Here is a 19,482-nt window from a genome sequence, read left to right as displayed (position 1 = left end):
AATGATAAATCCTCCCCTTACAGGTTCAATCCTGCCCATTTAGATTTTTTAATTTGTTGTTGTCCTGGTGTAACTTCTTCATCTGGATCTAAACCTTTACGGATAGAAGCAGCATTTTCGATATTTTCAAGTCGCTTTGTAATTGGTTCTAGTGCTTTTTGAATAACTGCTGCAGCTTTTTCTTCCTCTGTTTGCTCTTCTGGTGTCAGTTCTACTTCCTCACCATTCACTTGTTTTTCAATCTTATCTAATTTAGTAGCTAGTGGTTCTACTGCTTGTTTAACAATCTCTGCAATATCTTCTGCTTTCATTTCATCTTCCTCCTGTGGTGAAGCAGCTTCTTTTATTTCACTAATTAAAGCTAATGCTTCATCTAATTTTGCATGATTCTTTTGGGATAAAACTTTCCCGGCTTTTTTAATACTTTCTAATACAATGCTTTCTGCTTGTACACTATCTTCTGATTTCGCAATGGTGTAACCACCTTTAATAGAAGAAAGTATGTCCTTCATATCATCCAGAGCAGCTGCCATACGGTCGATATCGGGATTACTTTCCCAAATCTCCCAATAGAACACATCTTCAAACAAATTAAATACAGCTCGCAAATCACGCTTTTGTTTTTCATCAATAAAGCGGTCTTTTACTTCGCCTTTTGTGATTTTGTGACTTTCACCTTTAACGAAATCTAACATCTTTCGAATAAGGCCTTTATCTTCATGAGTAAAATCATCAGTCTTGGCGATTTCCACACGTTCACCAAATCCACCCATAGAAAAACCAGTGACTTCACCTTTTTTAATTTCTTCCCAGGTGTCTGCATCATCAACGCGAACAGTCATAAGCCATGTTCCTGCTTGTACTTCTTGTTCGCCTACTGTCATATCACTTTTAGCAATCCAGTTTTCGACTACTGTACCTTTACCAGCGATTTCGTCATGTTGCTTGTCGATGTGCTGGTAATTTTCCATAAAGGTATAAGCGGCCTTTTCTATTTCTTCTGCAGTCATTGTATCCCCATGTGAATCTTCTACATCCGGTTCATACACAACTCCTGTAACAAGCTGCTTCTCTTCCTCTGTTTTAAGGATTGGAACTTGCTTTGATATATTTGGTTGTTTATCAGTTGCACTCTTCATAATGGCGAATTGACGACCATTTGCACCTTTTGTAACCAATGAAATATAACTAATCTCGGCGTTTTTTAGTTCGTATGCCATTGTTTTACCTCCTTCCCTATAAATATTGGGGCTCCACTGTCAAAACGCATGCAGCCAATTTAAAGCCGTATACGTTTTGACGATGAAACCCCAATCAAATAGGTGTATTTTATTACTCTTCTGAAATCATTGTGCAGCGACAATGCGGATGAGCTGGCGGACACATCTTTCCATTACTAAATAGATCATCAATATCTACCGTTTCCCCATGTAAACCACCACATTCTTTACAAACACGCTCATCGTTTCCTGTAAGCCATGTTTTCTTATTTCTATTTGCACCCTTATAAGCAATTAAATTACCGTAATTCATGGCATATGTTGTTTCTGTACGCGCAATCATCATTGCTCTGTAGTTACTTGCTTCTGACATCACATCTGCAATAGAAACACTTAATGCATCGACACCCATTCCCTCACTAAGATTCTTTAACATCGTTTCTCTTAATCTATCTTTAGTAGTTTCATGGATTCCCTTTGCCAATTCGAATGCGTAAGCAGCAACCCATTTTGCAGCGACGTCACCAATTGGATCTAGTACCATCCAAGTTAGTCCGTTTGATGCAATGGTACTTTGGACGAATTCGGTTACATCATCCTTTAGTGTGTCCGTGACTTCCTCAACAAACATTTGTCGTTCTTCATCCCAATCGACACTATCAAGAAATTCATCAACTTCTGCTTCTGCAATCACAAGATCAATCTCTTCATCTGCTTTATTAATACGAATTACGGGAAGCAGGTTTAAGAGCCGTTTTCCCTGTTCAGAAAAAAATCCGCTACCTTCTTTTGCATAGCTTTTTCTATTTCTTCATGCTTTTCCCTAAATGCACTAATAGCGATTAAGTTATCTTGCTCATTATCTGCAGCTTTTGCAATTGGTTCAGGCAGAGAAGATTCGGTTTTACCATCATAGAATTTATCCCCTTCTGGTACAGGTTCATAACCTACCACTTTACGGGACTCATTCAGTTTTAATATTCCACCCTCATAACTGTCTTTTGCATATTTCAAATCTGCTTCACGATCATCTGTATCAATTTCATTTAATTTAAAATACCAATCTAAACCGCCTAGTATTTCAGCAAATACACGGAACAATTGATTGTTTAATCGATGTTCCAATATTTCTTGTCCAGGTTCAATAATAGAACGCTTATACATCTCATTCATTTCTTTAGCAGTTGTTTGTCCTAATGAACCTGTCATAGCCCAACCGATACGATAAGGTGGTACACGATGGGCCACGCATATCTCCATTGCGCTATCCTGCTTATACAAACGGAAACTACCTTCTTTTACATCAGGGCTGACTTTTTCCAATCTAGCTTTTGCTCCTGGTGGAACAGGAACTACAGCCAACTTATGATGTTCGCCCTTAGTTTCTGCAGAGAAAAACGCTTTTAATTCATTTTCTGTTCCCTCATCTATCTCATCGATTCCTTCAATAAATAGCAGAGCATCCGGAATTGTCTTTCCTGTAAAGAAGTTAATATTGTAATCTCTTACTGCTTGAGATCCAACTATCGAGCCGATAGAACTAACATAATTAGGTATCCCATAATAAGAAGAACGAGAACCGAATTTACGAATAACAATTACTTCTCCGGCTTTTTCTGTTCCGCTTTCTGCAATATCTTCTGCATTTAATTCCCTACCATCATCAAGACGAAACTCATCAGGATAACCGAACTTTTTAAACCATCGTTCTTTGTTACTTACGATTTGAGCAAAGCGAACTTTATCTTTATGAGCACGAACTGTATGAGCTGGAATGTGGTATAGTTCTGACGGTTCACCTTTGTTATTACGAACAACTTCAATAATGCCCCAGCCAACTGTTTCATAATCATCCCATACGGCTCTTATGATTTCTGCGCTCGTCATTTCCGGATTACAATTTCTCATAAAGTCTTTTAACCTTTTATATTGCTCCTGGCTCGCGGCTTCTTTTACTTCTTCAAAAGGGGCAAAGTCAAAACCAACACCAGCAATATCATCGACTTTTGCGCTAATACAAGCAGAATGAATAGGATTACTTTCCTTTATATCCAGTAGCACTGCCATATCATAAGGAGGTTTAATTAATCCTTTATCACTATATGTTTGAGCGAATGGATCAACTGCCATTTGCTTGCTGTTGTCTTCCTTGTTGTTCGGAACATTAGCCGCTTTATTAATACCAAATACTTTTACATTCTTAATTGTTTTCTTATCGCTCATATCGTTTGTATGTCCTCCTTTCTTCTATTAATAAAGAGCAAAAGAAATAGCCGAACAATAAATGTCCGACTAGACTCTTTTAACCTTTCCACCCATAACTACTTTACGTTTACTCATATCGTCCTCACATGCGTAACGGGTCATATCGATACTATGATTATCTTTATCTTGTAATCTATTTTTTGGATTACCGTCTTTATCAACTTCATAATCAATATTTTCAAATTCACCTGCAGTTTTTGGACAACGTTCGGGGTCAATTATTATTTCTTCTAAATCGTCTAACCATTTTTCCCCGTATTCAACAGAGCCAGGGCCTTTAACTGCTCCTTTGATTCTCTTAATACCATGATCATTTTTCATTTCATCAATTGATTTTGGTTCCGATGAATCCGCAATTATCTCCACGTCATCCCAACCAAGTTGTTTAATCTTTTCAGCTAATGAGCGGTTACTGATTTTAACGCCATGTATTTCACCGAATATATAAAGCTTTCTGCGCGTTTTATCATAATGCATACGACCAAAAGACAGCGCGTCATTCCCATAACCCCAGTCAATCCCTTGACGTATACTATCAAATGATTTAATTTCTTCATCTGTAATACGTCTGAATGTAAGGTTACTAAATGGAACAACACCGCTGCCTGTTGGTTTCCCTTCATACTCATGTTCATATTGCTGTGGTTTAAGCCTTTTCGTTTCTTCTGCTTCTTCCACAAATTGTTTAGAGATATGAGGGTTATCATGATATGTACTATGATGTACAAATGTATTCTTTGGCTTGAATTGCGTTTCAAACTTCTTATTAACCCAGGACTGTTTTCTCTTCGGTGGGTTATACGAGTAATACATTTTATATCGCAATCCATTTGGTAATTCTTTACGTAAAATAGACTTCTCTATAGTAGAAACATCTTCTTCTAATTTAAATTCGGCCAACTCTTCAAACCATGCAATAGCAACTGGATACTTTGCTATCTTAATAGATTTGATTTTTGCAGGATCATCAGCACCACGGAATATGATTTTATTCCCACGTGGTTTATAAATGATTTCCATTGGACTTTCTTTAAAACGAAATAAATGCTCTACACCTAATAGCTCTATCGCTTCTTTTATTTGCTCGTAGCAGGATTCTCTTATTGTATCCTTTACTTTACGTATACAAAGAACTGTAACAGGAAACTGAATAATATCCATCACAATACAAATAGATATATCAGTAGATTTACCCGAACCACGCCCGCCTTTACAAACGATTTTTAAAATTGATTCACATTTACGTGCCAACCAAACTTGATGAAATGCCGGTGGAAGTATTTCGCCGATTTGCTTTTTAGACATTTAAATCACCACTGATATTATCTACAATGACAACCGGCTCAATATTGTTATCATCATTATTAGTATTAGATTTAATTTTATCGATTTGAACCTGTATAAATTCAAGTTTGGCGCGTCGCTCATCATCTATATTTGCTAATCTATCAAAATCTCTAATAAGAGCAGATAAAGTAGATAACGCCTTAGATTGAGCATTTAAGAAACTGGCCTGTTTATCCCAGGCAAATTGAATTTCCCACTCTTCTTCAAATCCGCTTTCGCTAAGTTTATTCTTACGGAGCTCCTTTGTCATGTCCTTATTATCTTTAACAAACATGATACGTTGAGCATGAATAATTTGAGCGTGCTGCAGCATTATACTTTCCCATAGAATCGATAAAGGATCATTTTTAATTGCTTCCTCTAGCTCTTCTTTTAAATCATATAATTCTTTTGGTAAATACTTTCTATATAAACCATGAGTAGCAGCATTACCATTACGTAACGGAGCAGAACCACCAGAATTACCGATAGCATTTTTATTACCCTTTTTAGCTCCACCACGATTGTTTACAGCATTCTTATTACCCTTGGGTGCTCCTGGTTTCTTTTTGGAGTACTCCGTATCTTTCTTTGGAGTACTCCGTTCATTTTTATGGAGTACTCCATTTAATTTGTCTATCCATCCATCTTTGGATTTCCATCCACCGACCGTCTTTTCATTTACAGTTTTTTCAGATGTAGACAACAATTCGGCAATTTTACGATTCGTAATATCACCATTATGTTCTTTAAATATTTCATACGCTTTGTTACGGTCTGGACTTCGTTGTCTGGCCATAATTACATAACACCTGCCCCCTTATCCAATTGTTTGCACTTCCTTTTCTAAACACTCAATGCATATATGAGCATTATCCGTATTTGCTTCACGGAGATATGTTTTATCAAAATGAGTAATAGTTAATGGCATTTTTAATGTCCACATGCACGGCTCATTACAAACAGAGCATGTAGGAACGTTTATAGTTTCTTCTTCCATTTACACCACCTCACGCTAATTGCTTTACAAAATAAAAAAGCAGCGTAATCGCTACTTTTGTGGTTTCTAATTTATAAACTGAAATCTTCTAATGATTTATCTATCTCATCTTGTTGGATTCCTATGTAACGTAATGTAATCGATGGAGCAGAATGATTAAAGATTGTTTGTAGCATTACTACATCTTTTGTCTTCTGATAATAATGATAGCCAAAAGTTTTTCTAAGAGTATGCGTTCCAATTTCATCAAGCCCTACTTTTTCAGCAGCGGTATTCATGATTCGATAAGCTTGAATTCTAGTGATAGGCTTTTTTGTCTTTTTAGAAGCAAATAAACAATCCGTTTCGTTCATTCCACTTACATACTCGTTTATTTTTTCTCTTAACGCTGTATTGATAATGAAACGCTTATCTTTTCCGGTCTTCTGTTCTTTAATAACAATGTGAGTTCTTTCTTTCACATCATTTACATGTAACTTTAATAAGTCACTAATTCGAAGACCTGTATTGATTCCCATTTCAAATAAAAACAAATCACGATAAGACTGGCGACGTAAAACCTCTTTCACTTCTTCTAATTTTTTCTTATCTCGAATTGGTTGCACAAACTTCATTCCTTACCCCTCCATACGTTATGTTACATCAGATGTATCTTCATTATACAATATGTTACATAAAATATGGTAGTTATTTTTACAAATTGATAAAAACGTTGATATAACAGCATTTATCTCCTTGAATCTAATGTAACAAAATACATGATGTGTTACATTAGATGGTTTTTTTGAAACTCCTTTACAATATTTGGTTTGTGTTGAGTTTGTTTTGTAAAACGCAACACGTTTGGGCTGACCTTCCTTAACGACAAACAAGACGCCAACCAGAACACGGCAGCGCCTGCTATAATTGCTATACACATGTTTGTTCTATCTATAGAGTAAAATAAAACACCCATAATGGACACATCATAAGATTAGTAACCCTATTTTTCTGTTCATTGATTATTATGTTTATAGACCTAGATTGTGCACATCTATATTCAGTAAGCGCATACCCTAGTACATGAATACTACTTTAGGAGTGATTATATTATGAATCCCTTCCCGATGAGGATTGCTTTTGTAGCTCCAGCTGCGACTTGGCAACATTTACTTCAACATCATTCATATGGTCAATATGGTATGCAACCTGGGCACATTCCCTTTACTCCTACAATTCCGCCTTCTCCCGTAATATACCAATATCATTATAATTTCCCATCATTGTATTTCCAAGAGTTTCACGGTACATTTAACATCTAATATCTGTACCATTGAGTCAATTCATGTTACACATTAAACGTATTTAAATACGTTTAATGTGTAATTTCTATATAACAAAGAAAAAAGCACCCGTTATGGATGCTCTGATATCAATTATTTATTTGTATTTCAATTACGGTAAATGAAGTTTTCTCCTTCTTCCAATCACCTAATATTGCTGCATCAATTTGTTTGCACTTTATTAAGTAACTGGAAGAAGAGCAAAAGCTCTCCTTAATAACGGTATCATTCAACCACTACCATCTGCTGGTTTCGGATTTTATGTGCCATCATTACGAACCGTTTAGAATTTTAAAAACAACATAATGAGTTGTGTTTCCCGCCACTTCCCACAATACAAATATAACACGTTAATTCCAAAATAACCGGCACATTTCCTGCCAAAAAGCGGTCACGACTCTGCCAACTTTTTCATAGTTCAAATTTTTCCACTGCATCTGTTAATTCCACTGATACACCGAAAATACTTTTTTTCATTTCTGTCATTTTCTTTTTTATAATCCACTGTGGATAATTCAATTCTTCTAGAATATTTCTAAAATAAGTTGGATTTAGCTTTAACACATCAGGATTTCTTCCAGTATTCCTTTTGTATCTAATTATTACTTCTAATAGTTCTTCATTTAACATGAATCACAATTACCTCCCCCTTACATTTTATATTTATGTATATACACCATTCAATTCCTTGATACTACCACTTACCCATATCTTATATTGTGTGTAACTGACCCTATCGCTGAATCCCTTTCTATCATTGACTTAATTAAACTTTCTCTTTCGAGTTACACAGCACGAAATTTATGAGTAACTGTATAGGGATACGACCAGCATTTTTCAAAATAACCTACGCTATGCGAAAAAATAAAATAAGCTACCCATGTGGACAGCTTATTTACATAATTATCGAACTAAGAAGTTAAACATACCAGGGAGATTTGGTTTTGAAACTAGTTCTTTTACACTATCAAAGGGAAAATCATTTATTAATATTTTTTTTGCACAAAAATACCATCATCTTCTAACCACTCAGCTAAAAATACATCTTTGTAATCAGAAATACCTTGAGATGTGAGCTGTGTTTTTAACCAAGATTCATCAAAGTTTAAATCCTTTAATTCATCCCATAAAACTTTACCATCACGTATAAAAGTGACAGGAACATAAACAGGTTTTGTAAGCATATGGAAATCTTCTTGAGTAGTTTTTTGATACTTTGCCTTTTTTAGAATGCTGATTGAGCCGTTTGCTTCTAAATAACAAAAGGCAACCTCTCGAATAGAAAAAGTTTCACTTTGTCTAAGTAAGCTTTGTAATTGATTGATATTCATCCGATTTCTTTTTAATTCTTCCCGATCAATTATCCCATTTTTTATAAGAGCAGATGGTTTTCCTTCAAAGATGCCACGAAACAATAGATATTTTTGCCCAAGATATTCGACAATAAAAAGTAAACTGCCCCATAATGTCATAGAGTAAATAACATAAAGAATACCAACTTGATCGTCATATAATGCATTTCCTAGTAATTCCCCTAACACTATAGAGGCAATAAAAGTAAAGGGTGTAATTTGATTAATTATTTTTCTACCGACAAACTTGACGATTATAAAAAGAAGAAAAAATCCGATAATAAGTTCAGTAGTTAAATACATAATTTTCATATTATGAATACTCCAATCTAATTATACATCATGATATATCAACATTTATTACCAATTTCTATTCTTTATAATACAAATTTGGTACAAAATGTTTGGGGAAGATATATCAATATTTTTTACATATTGTATTCACGTCAAGTTAATATAACGTCCTATTATCGATAGCAATGAAAAGGGGAAACCGTAATCTCACCAAGGAACCTTCTTTTTTGTTCTAAGGATCTATGCATTTTTATACATTCCTATCTTGGCGCGGTTTTAGGGTTCTTGTTTATTATTGGATCAGCCGAAAAACTGTATAAAATTTCGCATGCTCGTAGCATATGGTTTTTCAAAAATGATGCGTTACCCCTAGATTTAAAAAGAAATAAGCAATGATTAGATTTTAAACCTAGTCATTGCTTTATCCATTGCATCTTGGTTTACCCCTATATAACGTAACGTGACTTTCTCTGACGAGTGATTGAATATCTCCATGAGTAAGGCTATGTTTTTTGTTTGCATGTACATATGGTACCCATACGTCTTTCTCAAGGTATGTGTTCCTATTTCATCTAAGTCAAACTCTGCCGCTGCTCCACTTAATATCTTATATGCCATGTTACGACCGATTGGACGATTCCTACCTTGTCTACTTTGTAATAAATACTCATCTTCTTCTCTTTCTTCAATAAACCATTTAAGTTCTCTTTTCAATGCTGCAGTAATTTGTATTCGTTTCTGTTTCCCTGTTTTCTTTTCTCTCATAGATATATGACTACCTTTGACATCACCTATCTTCAATTTCAAAATGTCTGAGATTCTCAGGCCTGTGTTGATTCCCATAATGAAGAGAATGTAATTACGTAAGCTCTTTTCCTTAAAATAATCTTTTAGCTGCTGTATTTGCTCTGGATCACGTATCGGTTGAACAAAATTCATTATTTATTACCTACCGTTTCTTCTGTCTCGTAAACTTCTAATCCAAGTGCAAAAGCAAGTTTATAAAACGCTTTGGACTTCCAACGTCGATAAGTACGCTCTGACATCCCTATTTCGTTATAAACCATGTAATCACATACGTCCTCTTCTTCTAAATAGCGTTTATAAATAATATCTCTTTGAATGCTTCCTGCACGTCCGTTCCCTAATCGATTTAAAAATTGATCTATACGTAATGATATTCTTTCAAGCCATTCTTCTCGTTTACTTTGTTGAATATTTGCTATGGCAACATCTTCTAACGGTTTACCAACTGCATGTGTAGGACCGTGCTCACGCATTTCATAAGAAGGAGTGACCTTCATTTCTTTACGCATCATCCCGAATTGTCTATGTATACGTATACTTTCCAACACGCCTTCTAATTCCTCTTGGGTTGCCGTTCTATCGATTTTTGGTAAGAAAGATAATTGTTTTGTCATGTAAGACCACTCCTTTTTATTTTTTAATTATTTTTGTCTTAAAGCTCCACGTCTCCGCTCATAACAAGGTCTATGCATCCCCATTAAATCCTCAATTTCACGAGTGCTAAATTTCTCTTTTCGTTTTTTCTTATTTTTCTTTTTCGATTGGTTCGATTGCTTTTTCCATTCACGTAATTGATCTTTTAATACCTTCATTCCTCACATCCCCTTTTTTAAAATAAAAAGGACACCTATTCTTAAAACAGCTTTAATTACTGGTTTAATGAATTGGTGTCCTCTAGTTTTCTAGCCGGACTATATTCTGTTTGCTTTCACTTTAAAAGAATTATTGTTTTAACTGTTCTATTAAATTACTCTATTCATCGTTCCCTTCCAATTCCTCACTCTCTTCACGTATTTGTCCAATTAATGAAATTACAGAACCAACTGCTTGAACCCAACTTCCTATAATATCTATTAGCTTTCCTTCTTCATTTTCATTAGTTTCGTTTTTCACCTGAGTGTCTGTATCTTGTTCCACATCATTTACACTACGTTCTTTATTAGACTGTTCCTTATTTCTGATACTTTTTAATTCGTCAATACCCCCTATTGCCTGTAATGAATTCCCAATTGATTGCAATAAGTTTCCTATAATATTTAAGGGTTCATCTTTATCGGATGTATCCTCAAATTCATCTGCTAATGCTGTAAGTCCACCCAAAGCCTGTGTCCAATTCCCGGCAATCACTAATTTAATTTGTGTTTCTTCTTTAAAATCAATAATTAATCCAGATATTACAGTAACATTACCAATCGATTGGATTTCATTACCAATTTGTTCAAGCGACACTTCTCCTTGACCATCAGCCTCTAAAGCATTTCCAACAGCTTGCAATACGTTTCCATAAACATTTAAATCCTTTCTTACATTACTGCTTATAAAATCAAAAGGCGTACTTCCAATAGCGGAAGTAATAGTTCCTATTGCTGCTACCCATGCACCAAATATCTCTTTAAATTGGTTTTCCATTGAAAACATATCCCAGCATTAAGTAATTAATATAATCCTATTCAATTCCCCATCTCACTGTTAATAATTTTAAATTTCTCTTTACTATCTCATTTTATAATAATGTCTTATAAAAATGTTTTTTAAGAATTTATGCAATTTGTTAAACGTACTTCTATATTGATTTTATACATCTTTAAATTTATTAAAATACTTAAGAATCATTATCCGCTCCACACAATGTAAAATGTTCAAAAAGCTCATATTGATCAGAGAAACATTCTAAACATTTTGGACATATATACATTTGTATCACCACTTCCTTTTAAAATAAACCTTTCATTAAGTTCTATTCCCATATAACTCTTCCAATTCAGTTTATACTCTAACTGTAACTTTGAGTTACAGACCACTAATATTAAAAAGATTATTTTGTTTGTTTTTGTTCTTTCCACTTCTCAATACGTTTCTCCGCATATTTCTTATTAGTCCATGAAACAAGTTCTTCCAAATAAAACGGTTTTCTGTACCTTGGACATCGCAGTAACATCATACGTCCCCTATAACTTGACTCTAAACTTTTGATACTCCTTAAATGTGGTTTATATGCCGCGAGCAGTTTCTTCTGTTCTAAAAGGGTTTCAACTTGTCTATTAAACTCTTCATGTTGTATAGATAAATCTACAATTGCGTCATACGGACCCACGACAGAACCGCAACTATGGCAAGTTACCCGTTTATTAGTGGTATCAAGTACGAACTTTCTATTTTACATTTGTATATCTTCCTGATGCCATGATTGATACGAATCTGATCAAGACCAATTATTTTATTAGGTAATTCTTTCATTACCCTTCCCCCTGAATAAAAATCAATATTTTGTCAACAATGTAGATAGAGGAATTTTTATACACCCATTTCTATTCCTCCCTTTCTCTAAAGACTGAGCAGTTAGCTTTTACTAGCTGCTCTTTTTATTAAACTGAAATTAAACTCAAAATTCCAGAAATACTAAACTCGGCCTTATATAGCTCAATTCATTATTTGTTCACTAGGCAGACAGTTTATTTAATAAATTGTCTGCCTAAACCATTTGATTATTCTTCTTGATATTAAAATGAAATTTTTAAATTTTATAATGCTCGTTTTTCTCTAAGTAATTGAATATTATTTATTGTCACTGTATGAGCTGCTGTACTTTTCTTTAATATCTCCATTAGATCATAAATATCTTTTTTACTGTTCAGTTTCGATTTACTATTAAAAACCAAAGTTCCTTCTGCAGATCCACCGTTAAAATGAGAAGTGTATGAAATTAAATACTCAAATGTACGTGGTCTCATTTCCCTCTCCTCCTAAATAAAACTCCATATTTCTTTAATAATGTATAAAACCCATTTCTTGACCATATTCCATGATTGGAGCAGTTAACTTTTGTTAGCTATTCTTTTCTTGAATAAATTTCTAAAACATGTTAACAATATAGATACACCAAGGTTGAATACGAATGACCATTGTGTTCTTCTTATTCACCAGAGCAGCTAGCTTTTGCTGGCTGCTCTTTTTATGTTTTAAGTGAATAAAATTCTAAATATTGTCTAACACTGTAGACAAGACTTTAAAAAGTCGATTTCTCCCACTCTAGCTTTCTTGGTCGAGAGCCGAGCAGTTAGCTTTTGCTAGCTGCTCTTTTATTTTAAATTTTATTGTCACTCCTACTACAGTATTTTCATAGGTTATTGTGTAGTCACTTCTTTTCAGTTGTGAGCTCATTCATTTTATTTCTTAATAACCTCTATGAAGTTTTATGCACTACACACTCCAAGAAAGAGCACTGTTCGAAGGTGCTCTTTTTTACAAATAATAATTAATTACCCATACATTTTCCAGAGGAACTGCGTATGATATAGTGATTCCTTTCTAATGAGAAAATGGTCTCGTCACAAGAGCACTTTTATGTTTTACACAAATAAAATCAATAACTCAGCATATAATATCTATGTAGCCAGATTATTACCTCTATATTGAGCAGTTAGCCCAATCTAACTGCTCTTTTATTTATGACAAAATGAAACTTTTTAACAGAATTACTTTCGTATAACATTTCCAATCTTGCTTACACTATAACTGTAACTTTAAGTTACACAACTATTACTTGTAGGGCCTAATTTTCTTTTGTTACGTTAAATATTTTTTATTTCTCAATACTTAATATCTGGAATTAAGTCTCATTTGTTGGTACTATACTGTTGACATTGATTTTCCTCATATGCAATTTTTGTAAAGGGCCTGTTCTTTCACATCAGGCCCTTTTTCAATTTTACCTTCACTACAAAAGGGTTACTTTATTTAAATTTAAAGAACATCTAATACACAAATAAGAATTATACTTATTTACTAGTATACAAGCCCTAACTTTTAAAAGAAGCAACACATAGAATACAATACAGGACAAGACTTTCAAAAAAACTTGTCTAAGTCAATTCTTAAAAAGGGGTGAACATAAGTGCCTATCGTTAAACCTTTTATAGCTGGAAGACGATTTGTAAGTACAGCAGGAACAGGAACTGTCGCTGGAGCAGATTTAACTTTTGATAATACAAACTTTACTGATGACACTGGTGCTGTAACAACATTCCCTGCTTCTTATGCTTTTTTAACGCTTTATATTAATGGAGTTATTCAAACAAGTGATACTATTACTGGCGTGACTACTACAACTGCTACTATTGTAGGAGGCGCGGTCCTAGATCCAGGTACTCCTATCGCAATTGAATTTACTATAACGTAACTTTAGTTGTCTTTTTAGAAGTTTCAGACAAGAGTGTCTGTGTCAGGGCGCTCTTTTTTATTCATCTGAATAATCCTTATAATCCTGTACATACTACCTATTAGCTGCTTTCTTAACAGTGTTTGCAGCCCAGAACCTTTTGATAATGGAGCAGTTGGCTTTTGCTAGCTGCTCCATTATATTGAATTGATAATAAAATTTTGTTCTGATTTCTGCTTCGCCTCATATATTTCTCTATACCAAGTTCACAATTTTTTCTAATCATTAGAGCACTATATGAGAGTGTTCTTTTTTATGATCCCTGCACCAAATAGGTTTTTAGTCATATATTATCGAGAGCACCTCACAAGTCATCGCTTTACAATATATCTTGATCAAAGAGCGTCGTTACATGATGCTCTTTGATTTGTGACAAAATAAAATTTTTATATACATAAATACCTGACTAAATACCTAAAATACTTAAAAATTTAGGTGGTATTCAATGAAAACAGTACTCACGACCCTTAAATATTTATTAATTACACTTGGAATTACTTGCTTAGTTATTCTAGGTTACATATGGTATTTTCCACATTAATTCAAATAGACTTTTTATAAAAAACTTTGCACCCTTTAATCAGACAAGCATATATTATTGTATAGGGCACTCCAGTCCATACGTTCAAACCTTTTAGTCTAGGAGCACACTTATATGTGTGCTCTTTTTTTATTTACTTTCAAATAACGATTTTATTAATATTGTTATTTCCCTATTTAAAGATTCGTGTTAAAATAACCTCACATCAATCTTTTTACTTTCACTTTAAAGATGATACTTCAATTGTGGCCCAGGTTTACTAGGGCCTTTTTTTATTAAAGAAAAATTCCATTTGAATTCATACAATGATTTCATGTTTTGACATACACTACTACTACCTTTCTAAATAATGTGAGTTCGTCACTTTCGTTATAATGAGGTATAAAGAACGCTCTTGATTAGCGCTCTTTTTATTTGTTGTTAAATAAGAGTTTTATTAAAAAACTGCAAATTTATTAAGAACATGCATAAAATATAATGCGTTATTCTTTTTCAATATTATTTTTTATCCGAGAGCGCCTTGAATGGCGCTCTTTAATTTTCAAATAATTACGAGAGCGGATTTTATTATGTTGTACAAGCAAAACCTCGCTTTATTAACTAGACTATATAGACATCTAAAAGAAGGGAGCTTTACATTCATATGGCTGATTACTTTTATAAAGATGGTAAAAAGTATTATAAAAACCAATCGCATTCGGACCATCAAAAAAATAACTGTTTTGTTGAGACACATACAATTGGTGGTTCAGGAGAAAATTTAAATGGAAATATACCTACATCGATCGACCTCCTAGATACCACTCCACAAACCGTATTTGAAGATTTCACCAACAATCACAATAAAACATTAATTCAGTTATTCGTTGTCGGTATGAGTGCACCCGTTCAAGTAACTATTCTAACAAGAAAATCTAGCATACCAATTACTACTACATTACAACCCGTTCAAACAAAAATATTTCAAGTTGAAGATTTTCAAAGTCTTACTCTTACAAAGCAGGAAGGTCCTACTAGTGTAGTTAGTTTATTTATTCAAAAAACGTTTTGTATCTGCTGTAACGATAATAACGATTCATGTGATGAATATTACCACGAGTGCAATTAATAGATTAAATCACCAGAAGAACCCTTCATATAAAGGGTTCTTTTCCTTTCACTCCCCTCATTTCCCCGTTTTTTATTAGTTACGATAGGTAAGACTTTGAAGTTATCTCCATCTTTTCCCCCGCTTAGCACTGTACGTGCGACTTTCATCGCATACAGCGCCCCATCTTATCCTTTTATACTAAAGCAACTAGATTACAAACAATTTTGTACTCACCAACGTATTCATTCCCTTTTCTTGCGAAAAGTCACATCATCTTACTCGATCCTGTGAGTTACATCCAGTTGATTAAGTTTTCAAACCTTTTATCTACAACGAATTCGTAAATTCATATATAATAAAACATATAGTTAAAACAATTTATTATTAGGAGGTGTAATTATGTCATTTGCAGCATGGAGTGCTATTTTTATGACTTTAATCGGAGCAATATCTGGAGCTATATTTGGTACAATCTCTTCTAGAAACAAGAGCAAAAGTACGAACTAAAAAACCTAATAATAAAAGTTAATATCTATTTCAGTGCCAGCTGATACTTCCTAGACAGTTCAGCTGGCATTTTCTATTCAAATAAAGATTTGATTCAAACTTGCACATAAACTGAAAACATACATAAAATTTAAATGCCGATACTTTTTAATATAAATCTTGGTCAAAGAGCGCTTTCCCATGCGCTCTTTATTTCTGTTCAAATAAGGATTTTTTTTAATTCCCATTCATCTTTTAGATTTCTTTGAATACATTAATATCACAAGAAATTCTATATGGGGCTCTGGTCCAGTTACCTTGAATTTCTTGCAGACCTTGAGAGAAGAATCCGTTTATAACAAACGGGTTCTTTTATTTTTGGGCATACAATAAGAAGTTTGTTAAAAAATTAACTAAATTCTACATCCTGGTGCATTCTATATCTAAAAGGACTAATCATGAAAACCTTAAAATACACCGCTCTTACTATTGGATGGATCACATTAATATCTTTTGGGTATGCTATATTCTTTTTGTAATTATTTATTTGCCGTACTTTTAATTTTTTCATTACAAATTATCACCATTAGGCAAAAGTCACATATATTATTTATGGATTGTTATTCATAGCTTTGAGCAGAGCACCCTGGTCAGGTGCTCTTTTTTTATTAATCAAATAACTATTTTATTAAGTTTTTCATACCAGTAGTACATCCCTTATTAACTTGTTACTTTTATTTTTCCTGAAAAAATAAAAACGTTTGTTTGTATTTTTATTACTGCCCATTTCCTCTTATTCTGCATTCCTTTAAATAGACAACAGCATAGGATAAAAAGTAAATGATAAAATTATGAGAGGAGCTTGGATATGCAACATAATCCACGTTATTATTATCAATCTCAAAGCTCAATGGATAGCATCTGGAATAACAATAATTGGATTTACACTTGGAATCCTTATTATTACAGTCATAACAATAATGCTTGGAACCACGACCAGAATCCTTATTATGAAAATATTAGATTGACAGATTTCGGAAACAGACCATTTGTATTAAATATTAACCAAGCCACTAAACAAAACAATACTTACCGCACCGCTATCTGGACAGGAAAAAACTTACAAGTAACTTTAATGAGTATTAATGTTGGAGATGACATAGGTTTAGAAGTACACCCTACAACTGATCAATTCATACGTATTGAAGAGGGCCAAGGACTCGTTCAAATGGGTGATAACAAAGATAAATTAGATTTTCAAGAAATGGTCTATGATGACTATGCAATTATGATACCTGCTGGAAAATGGCATAATGTAATCAATACAGGAAATACACCACTTAAAATTTACGCTATATATGCACCCCCAGAACATCCATATGGTACAGTTCATGAAACAAAAGCAATTGCAATGTCTACTGAAGCAAACCGGTATTACTACTAAAAATCACCTTTGTCTGAAACTAAATTATTACTCAAATACTTCATAAACCTAAAAAATTAAGATAACTCTTAGTCATAGAGCCCCTAACAAAAGCACTCTTTAATTTTTAAATAAAGATTTTATTTAATTGCCATTCATCTTTTGGATGTCTTTAAATACATTATAATATCATAAGAAATTCTACATGGTGCTCTGGTCGAGTTACCTTGAATTCCTTACACACCTTGTGGGAAGAATCCGTTTGTAACGAATGGATTCTTTTATTTATTTTCATACAAAATCTTTTCATTTTTCTAAAACCTAATTTATCGATTACGAATAAGAGATTCCTTTTAGATGTTCAGAAGAAATCTCTTATTCTTTTGTACATAAAAAGACTCCGATACATATTTCATTTTTTAAAGTTACTTAATTTTTCATTCCAATTTACAGGACTTAAATTCACATAAAATAAACTTTAAATTCCTGTATGCAAGAATACTGTATACACAGCATTTTGCGTAATACCTGGGGTTATAAAAAGTGACATTGCATCCCCTCTTGCAACTATGTCACCAGGTATTGTACTGCTCCAAGCAACTGTAGCAGGTGCTATAACTAAATTAGGGTTAAATACTCTTACAGGTTGTGCACCAATATCAGAAGGATTAATAGTCAATATAATAGTCCCACTAATCACTGCTGTAGTTGTAAGAATAATTGTAGATATTACTTGGCCAGGCCCCGGAGCAGCAAGATTAATAGGAACATTTTTACATACTCGTATTGTATATACTCCTATTGGTAAATTATTAATACTTATAGAAGCAGAAAGACCTACAACACTACCAGCTCCGCCAAGTACATAAGGAATGTCTTGAGAATCTGCACCCGGTGATCCAGCTATACGTTGAAACCCTGCATTAGTACCCCCAAAAAGAATAGCTTTTGTGGAAAGTGTGCTAGCAGGTCCTGTTGGCCCTTGGATTCCTTGAGGTCCAGTTGGACCTGGAATACCTTGAATACCCTGTAAGCCTTGAATACCTTGAAGCCCGGTCGGGCCAGTCGGGCCAAAGGGACCAGTCGGACCTGGATTACCCTGAATCCCTTGAATACCTTGAAGCCCAGTCGGACCAGTTAATCCTGTTGGGCCAATAGGACCTGGAATGCCAGGGATTCCTTGAAGTCCTTGAACTCCTTGGATCCCTTGTGGACCAGTTGGACCCGGAATACCTTGAGTACCCTGTACCCCTTGAATACCTTGAATTCCAGTTGGGCCAGTTGGGCCAGTTGGGCCAGTTAGTCCTGTTGGCCCTCCAGCTGGACCGGTTGGACCGGTTGGACCTGGTGGGCCTCCAGCTGGACCGGTTGGACCGGTTGCACCAGTTGGACCTGGTGGGCCTCCGGAAGGGCCAGTAACTCCAGTAGCACCTTGAGAGCCTGTCGGGCCAGTTATTCCTGGAATACCAGGAATACCCTGAGGACCGGTTGGGCCTACATCACCTTGAATGCCTTGGATACCTTGAACTCCCTGAATCCCTTGAATACCTTGAAGCCCAGTCGGACCGGTTAGTCCTGTGGGGCCCATAGGACCTGGAATGCCAGGAATTCCTTGAAGTCCTTGAACTCCTTGAAGTCCAGTAGGACCAATAGGACCAATAGGCCCTGAAACCCCTGGAATACCTTGAGGTCCTTGAATACCTTGAGGTCCAGTAGTTCCTGGATTCCCTTGAACCCCTTGAATCCCTTGTAAACCCTGCGGGCCGGTTGGACCAGTTGGACCGGTCGAGCCTCCAGCTGATCCAGGTGGACCAGTTGGGCCAGTTGGACCAGCTGGGCCAGTTGGACCAGCTTCAGGAATTGGTAAAGCACATGGAAATGGTATAAATTTACCTTTTTTAAAACAATCCATTTTCTC

At 34.6% G+C, this 19,482-nt stretch carries 20 protein-coding genes; 4 read left to right on the top strand and 16 right to left on the bottom strand.

The window, feature by feature from the left end:
- Window positions 1–17: 17 nt before the first annotated feature.
- The 7 genes from NST86_RS10725 to NST86_RS10695 form a co-directional block, all read right to left on the bottom strand.
- Window positions 18–1,220: an XkdF-like putative serine protease domain-containing protein gene (locus tag NST86_RS10725; protein ID WP_144575232.1), complete on the bottom strand. Its 1,203-nt coding sequence runs from the start codon at window positions 1,218–1,220 to the stop codon at window positions 18–20.
- Window positions 1,221–1,332: 112 nt separating this feature from the next.
- Entirely contained in the window at window positions 1,333–1,851 is a 519-nt protein-coding gene (locus NST86_RS10720; protein WP_144575574.1) for a phage head morphogenesis protein, read from the bottom strand.
- 113 nt (window positions 1,852–1,964) lie between these two features.
- Entirely contained in the window at window positions 1,965–3,443 is a 1,479-nt protein-coding gene (locus NST86_RS10715) for a phage portal protein (protein WP_144575229.1), read from the bottom strand.
- 69 nt (window positions 3,444–3,512) lie between these two features.
- A complete protein-coding gene (locus NST86_RS10710) occupies window positions 3,513–4,790 on the bottom strand; it encodes a PBSX family phage terminase large subunit (RefSeq protein ID WP_144575226.1) in 1,278 nt (425 codons plus the stop codon).
- Window positions 4,783–5,610: a phage terminase small subunit gene (terS, locus tag NST86_RS10705; RefSeq protein WP_144575222.1), complete on the bottom strand. Its 828-nt coding sequence runs from the start codon at window positions 5,608–5,610 to the stop codon at window positions 4,783–4,785. Before terS ends, NST86_RS10710 begins: the two co-directional genes overlap by 8 nt.
- A gap of 21 nt (window positions 5,611–5,631) precedes the next feature.
- Entirely contained in the window at window positions 5,632–5,811 is a 180-nt protein-coding gene (locus NST86_RS10700) for a hypothetical protein (RefSeq protein WP_000390790.1), read from the bottom strand.
- A 71-nt stretch (window positions 5,812–5,882) separates the two neighbouring features.
- Window positions 5,883–6,425, bottom strand: a complete 543-nt coding sequence (locus tag NST86_RS10695) for a site-specific integrase (RefSeq protein WP_000673901.1) — start codon at window positions 6,423–6,425, stop codon at window positions 5,883–5,885.
- 477 nt (window positions 6,426–6,902) lie between these two features.
- Between NST86_RS10695 and NST86_RS10690 the strand changes: the two genes are divergently transcribed.
- Window positions 6,903–7,112 carry a hypothetical protein gene (locus NST86_RS10690; RefSeq protein WP_144575219.1) on the top strand — a complete coding sequence of 70 codons (210 nt, stop codon included), beginning with the start codon at window positions 6,903–6,905 and terminating at the stop codon, window positions 7,110–7,112.
- Between the two features lie 432 nt (window positions 7,113–7,544).
- Here the strand turns inward: NST86_RS10690 and NST86_RS10685 are convergent, their stop codons facing one another.
- The 8 genes from NST86_RS10685 to NST86_RS10650 form a co-directional block, all read right to left on the bottom strand.
- The gene (locus NST86_RS10685) at window positions 7,545–7,763 is read right to left on the bottom strand and encodes a hypothetical protein (protein ID WP_000930974.1); all 219 of its coding nucleotides are present in this window, start codon (window positions 7,761–7,763) and stop codon (window positions 7,545–7,547) included.
- Window positions 7,764–8,119: 356 nt separating this feature from the next.
- Window positions 8,120–8,797, bottom strand: a complete 678-nt coding sequence (locus NST86_RS10680) for a YetF domain-containing protein (protein WP_144575216.1) — start codon at window positions 8,795–8,797, stop codon at window positions 8,120–8,122.
- 378 nt (window positions 8,798–9,175) lie between these two features.
- Complete coding sequence (locus NST86_RS10675) at window positions 9,176–9,718, bottom strand: site-specific integrase (RefSeq protein WP_144575212.1); 543 nt, start codon at window positions 9,716–9,718, stop codon at window positions 9,176–9,178.
- Window positions 9,718–10,200, bottom strand: a complete 483-nt coding sequence (locus tag NST86_RS10670) for an ArpU family phage packaging/lysis transcriptional regulator (RefSeq protein ID WP_098626222.1) — start codon at window positions 10,198–10,200, stop codon at window positions 9,718–9,720. The genes NST86_RS10675 and NST86_RS10670 overlap by 1 nt, the downstream gene beginning before the upstream one ends.
- A 27-nt stretch (window positions 10,201–10,227) precedes the next feature.
- Entirely contained in the window at window positions 10,228–10,398 is a 171-nt protein-coding gene (locus NST86_RS10665; RefSeq protein ID WP_097807920.1) for a hypothetical protein, read from the bottom strand.
- 160 nt (window positions 10,399–10,558) lie between these two features.
- The gene (locus NST86_RS10660) at window positions 10,559–11,215 is read right to left on the bottom strand and encodes a DUF6944 family repetitive protein (RefSeq protein ID WP_144575209.1); all 657 of its coding nucleotides are present in this window, start codon (window positions 11,213–11,215) and stop codon (window positions 10,559–10,561) included.
- Between the two features lie 406 nt (window positions 11,216–11,621).
- Window positions 11,622–11,900 carry a hypothetical protein gene (locus NST86_RS10655; RefSeq protein ID WP_144575206.1) on the bottom strand — a complete coding sequence of 93 codons (279 nt, stop codon included), beginning with the start codon at window positions 11,898–11,900 and terminating at the stop codon, window positions 11,622–11,624.
- 427 nt (window positions 11,901–12,327) lie between these two features.
- Window positions 12,328–12,537, bottom strand: coding sequence for a hypothetical protein (locus tag NST86_RS10650; protein WP_144575203.1), 210 nt, complete (start codon window positions 12,535–12,537; stop codon window positions 12,328–12,330).
- A 1,163-nt stretch (window positions 12,538–13,700) separates the two neighbouring features.
- Between NST86_RS10650 and NST86_RS10645 the strand changes: the two genes are divergently transcribed.
- The 3 genes from NST86_RS10645 to NST86_RS10635 all read left to right on the top strand — a co-directional run bounded on the left by NST86_RS10645 (window position 13,701) and on the right by NST86_RS10635 (window position 17,585).
- The gene (locus NST86_RS10645) at window positions 13,701–13,985 is read left to right on the top strand and encodes a DUF4183 domain-containing protein (RefSeq protein WP_098285033.1); all 285 of its coding nucleotides are present in this window, start codon (window positions 13,701–13,703) and stop codon (window positions 13,983–13,985) included.
- 1,223 nt (window positions 13,986–15,208) lie between these two features.
- Window positions 15,209–15,673, top strand: a complete 465-nt coding sequence (locus tag NST86_RS10640) for an exosporium protein D (protein WP_144575200.1) — start codon at window positions 15,209–15,211, stop codon at window positions 15,671–15,673.
- 1,336 nt (window positions 15,674–17,009) lie between these two features.
- Entirely contained in the window at window positions 17,010–17,585 is a 576-nt protein-coding gene (locus tag NST86_RS10635; protein WP_144575197.1) for a cupin domain-containing protein, read from the top strand.
- Window positions 17,586–18,042: 457 nt separating this feature from the next.
- Here the strand turns inward: NST86_RS10635 and NST86_RS10630 are convergent, their stop codons facing one another.
- Window positions 18,043–19,476 (bottom strand): collagen-like protein, encoded by a 1,434-nt coding sequence (locus NST86_RS10630; RefSeq protein WP_340933685.1) that lies wholly within the window; start codon window positions 19,474–19,476, stop codon window positions 18,043–18,045.
- Window positions 19,477–19,482: the final 6 nt, after the last annotated feature.

Origin of the sequence: Bacillus sp. FSL L8-0199 (assembly GCF_038005705.1) — a bacterium.
Classification (GTDB): Bacteria; Bacillota; Bacilli; order Bacillales; family Bacillaceae_G; genus Bacillus_A; species Bacillus_A cereus.
The sequence above is the reverse complement of the archived record's forward strand: the minus strand, read 5'-3'. Positions and strand labels throughout refer to the sequence as shown.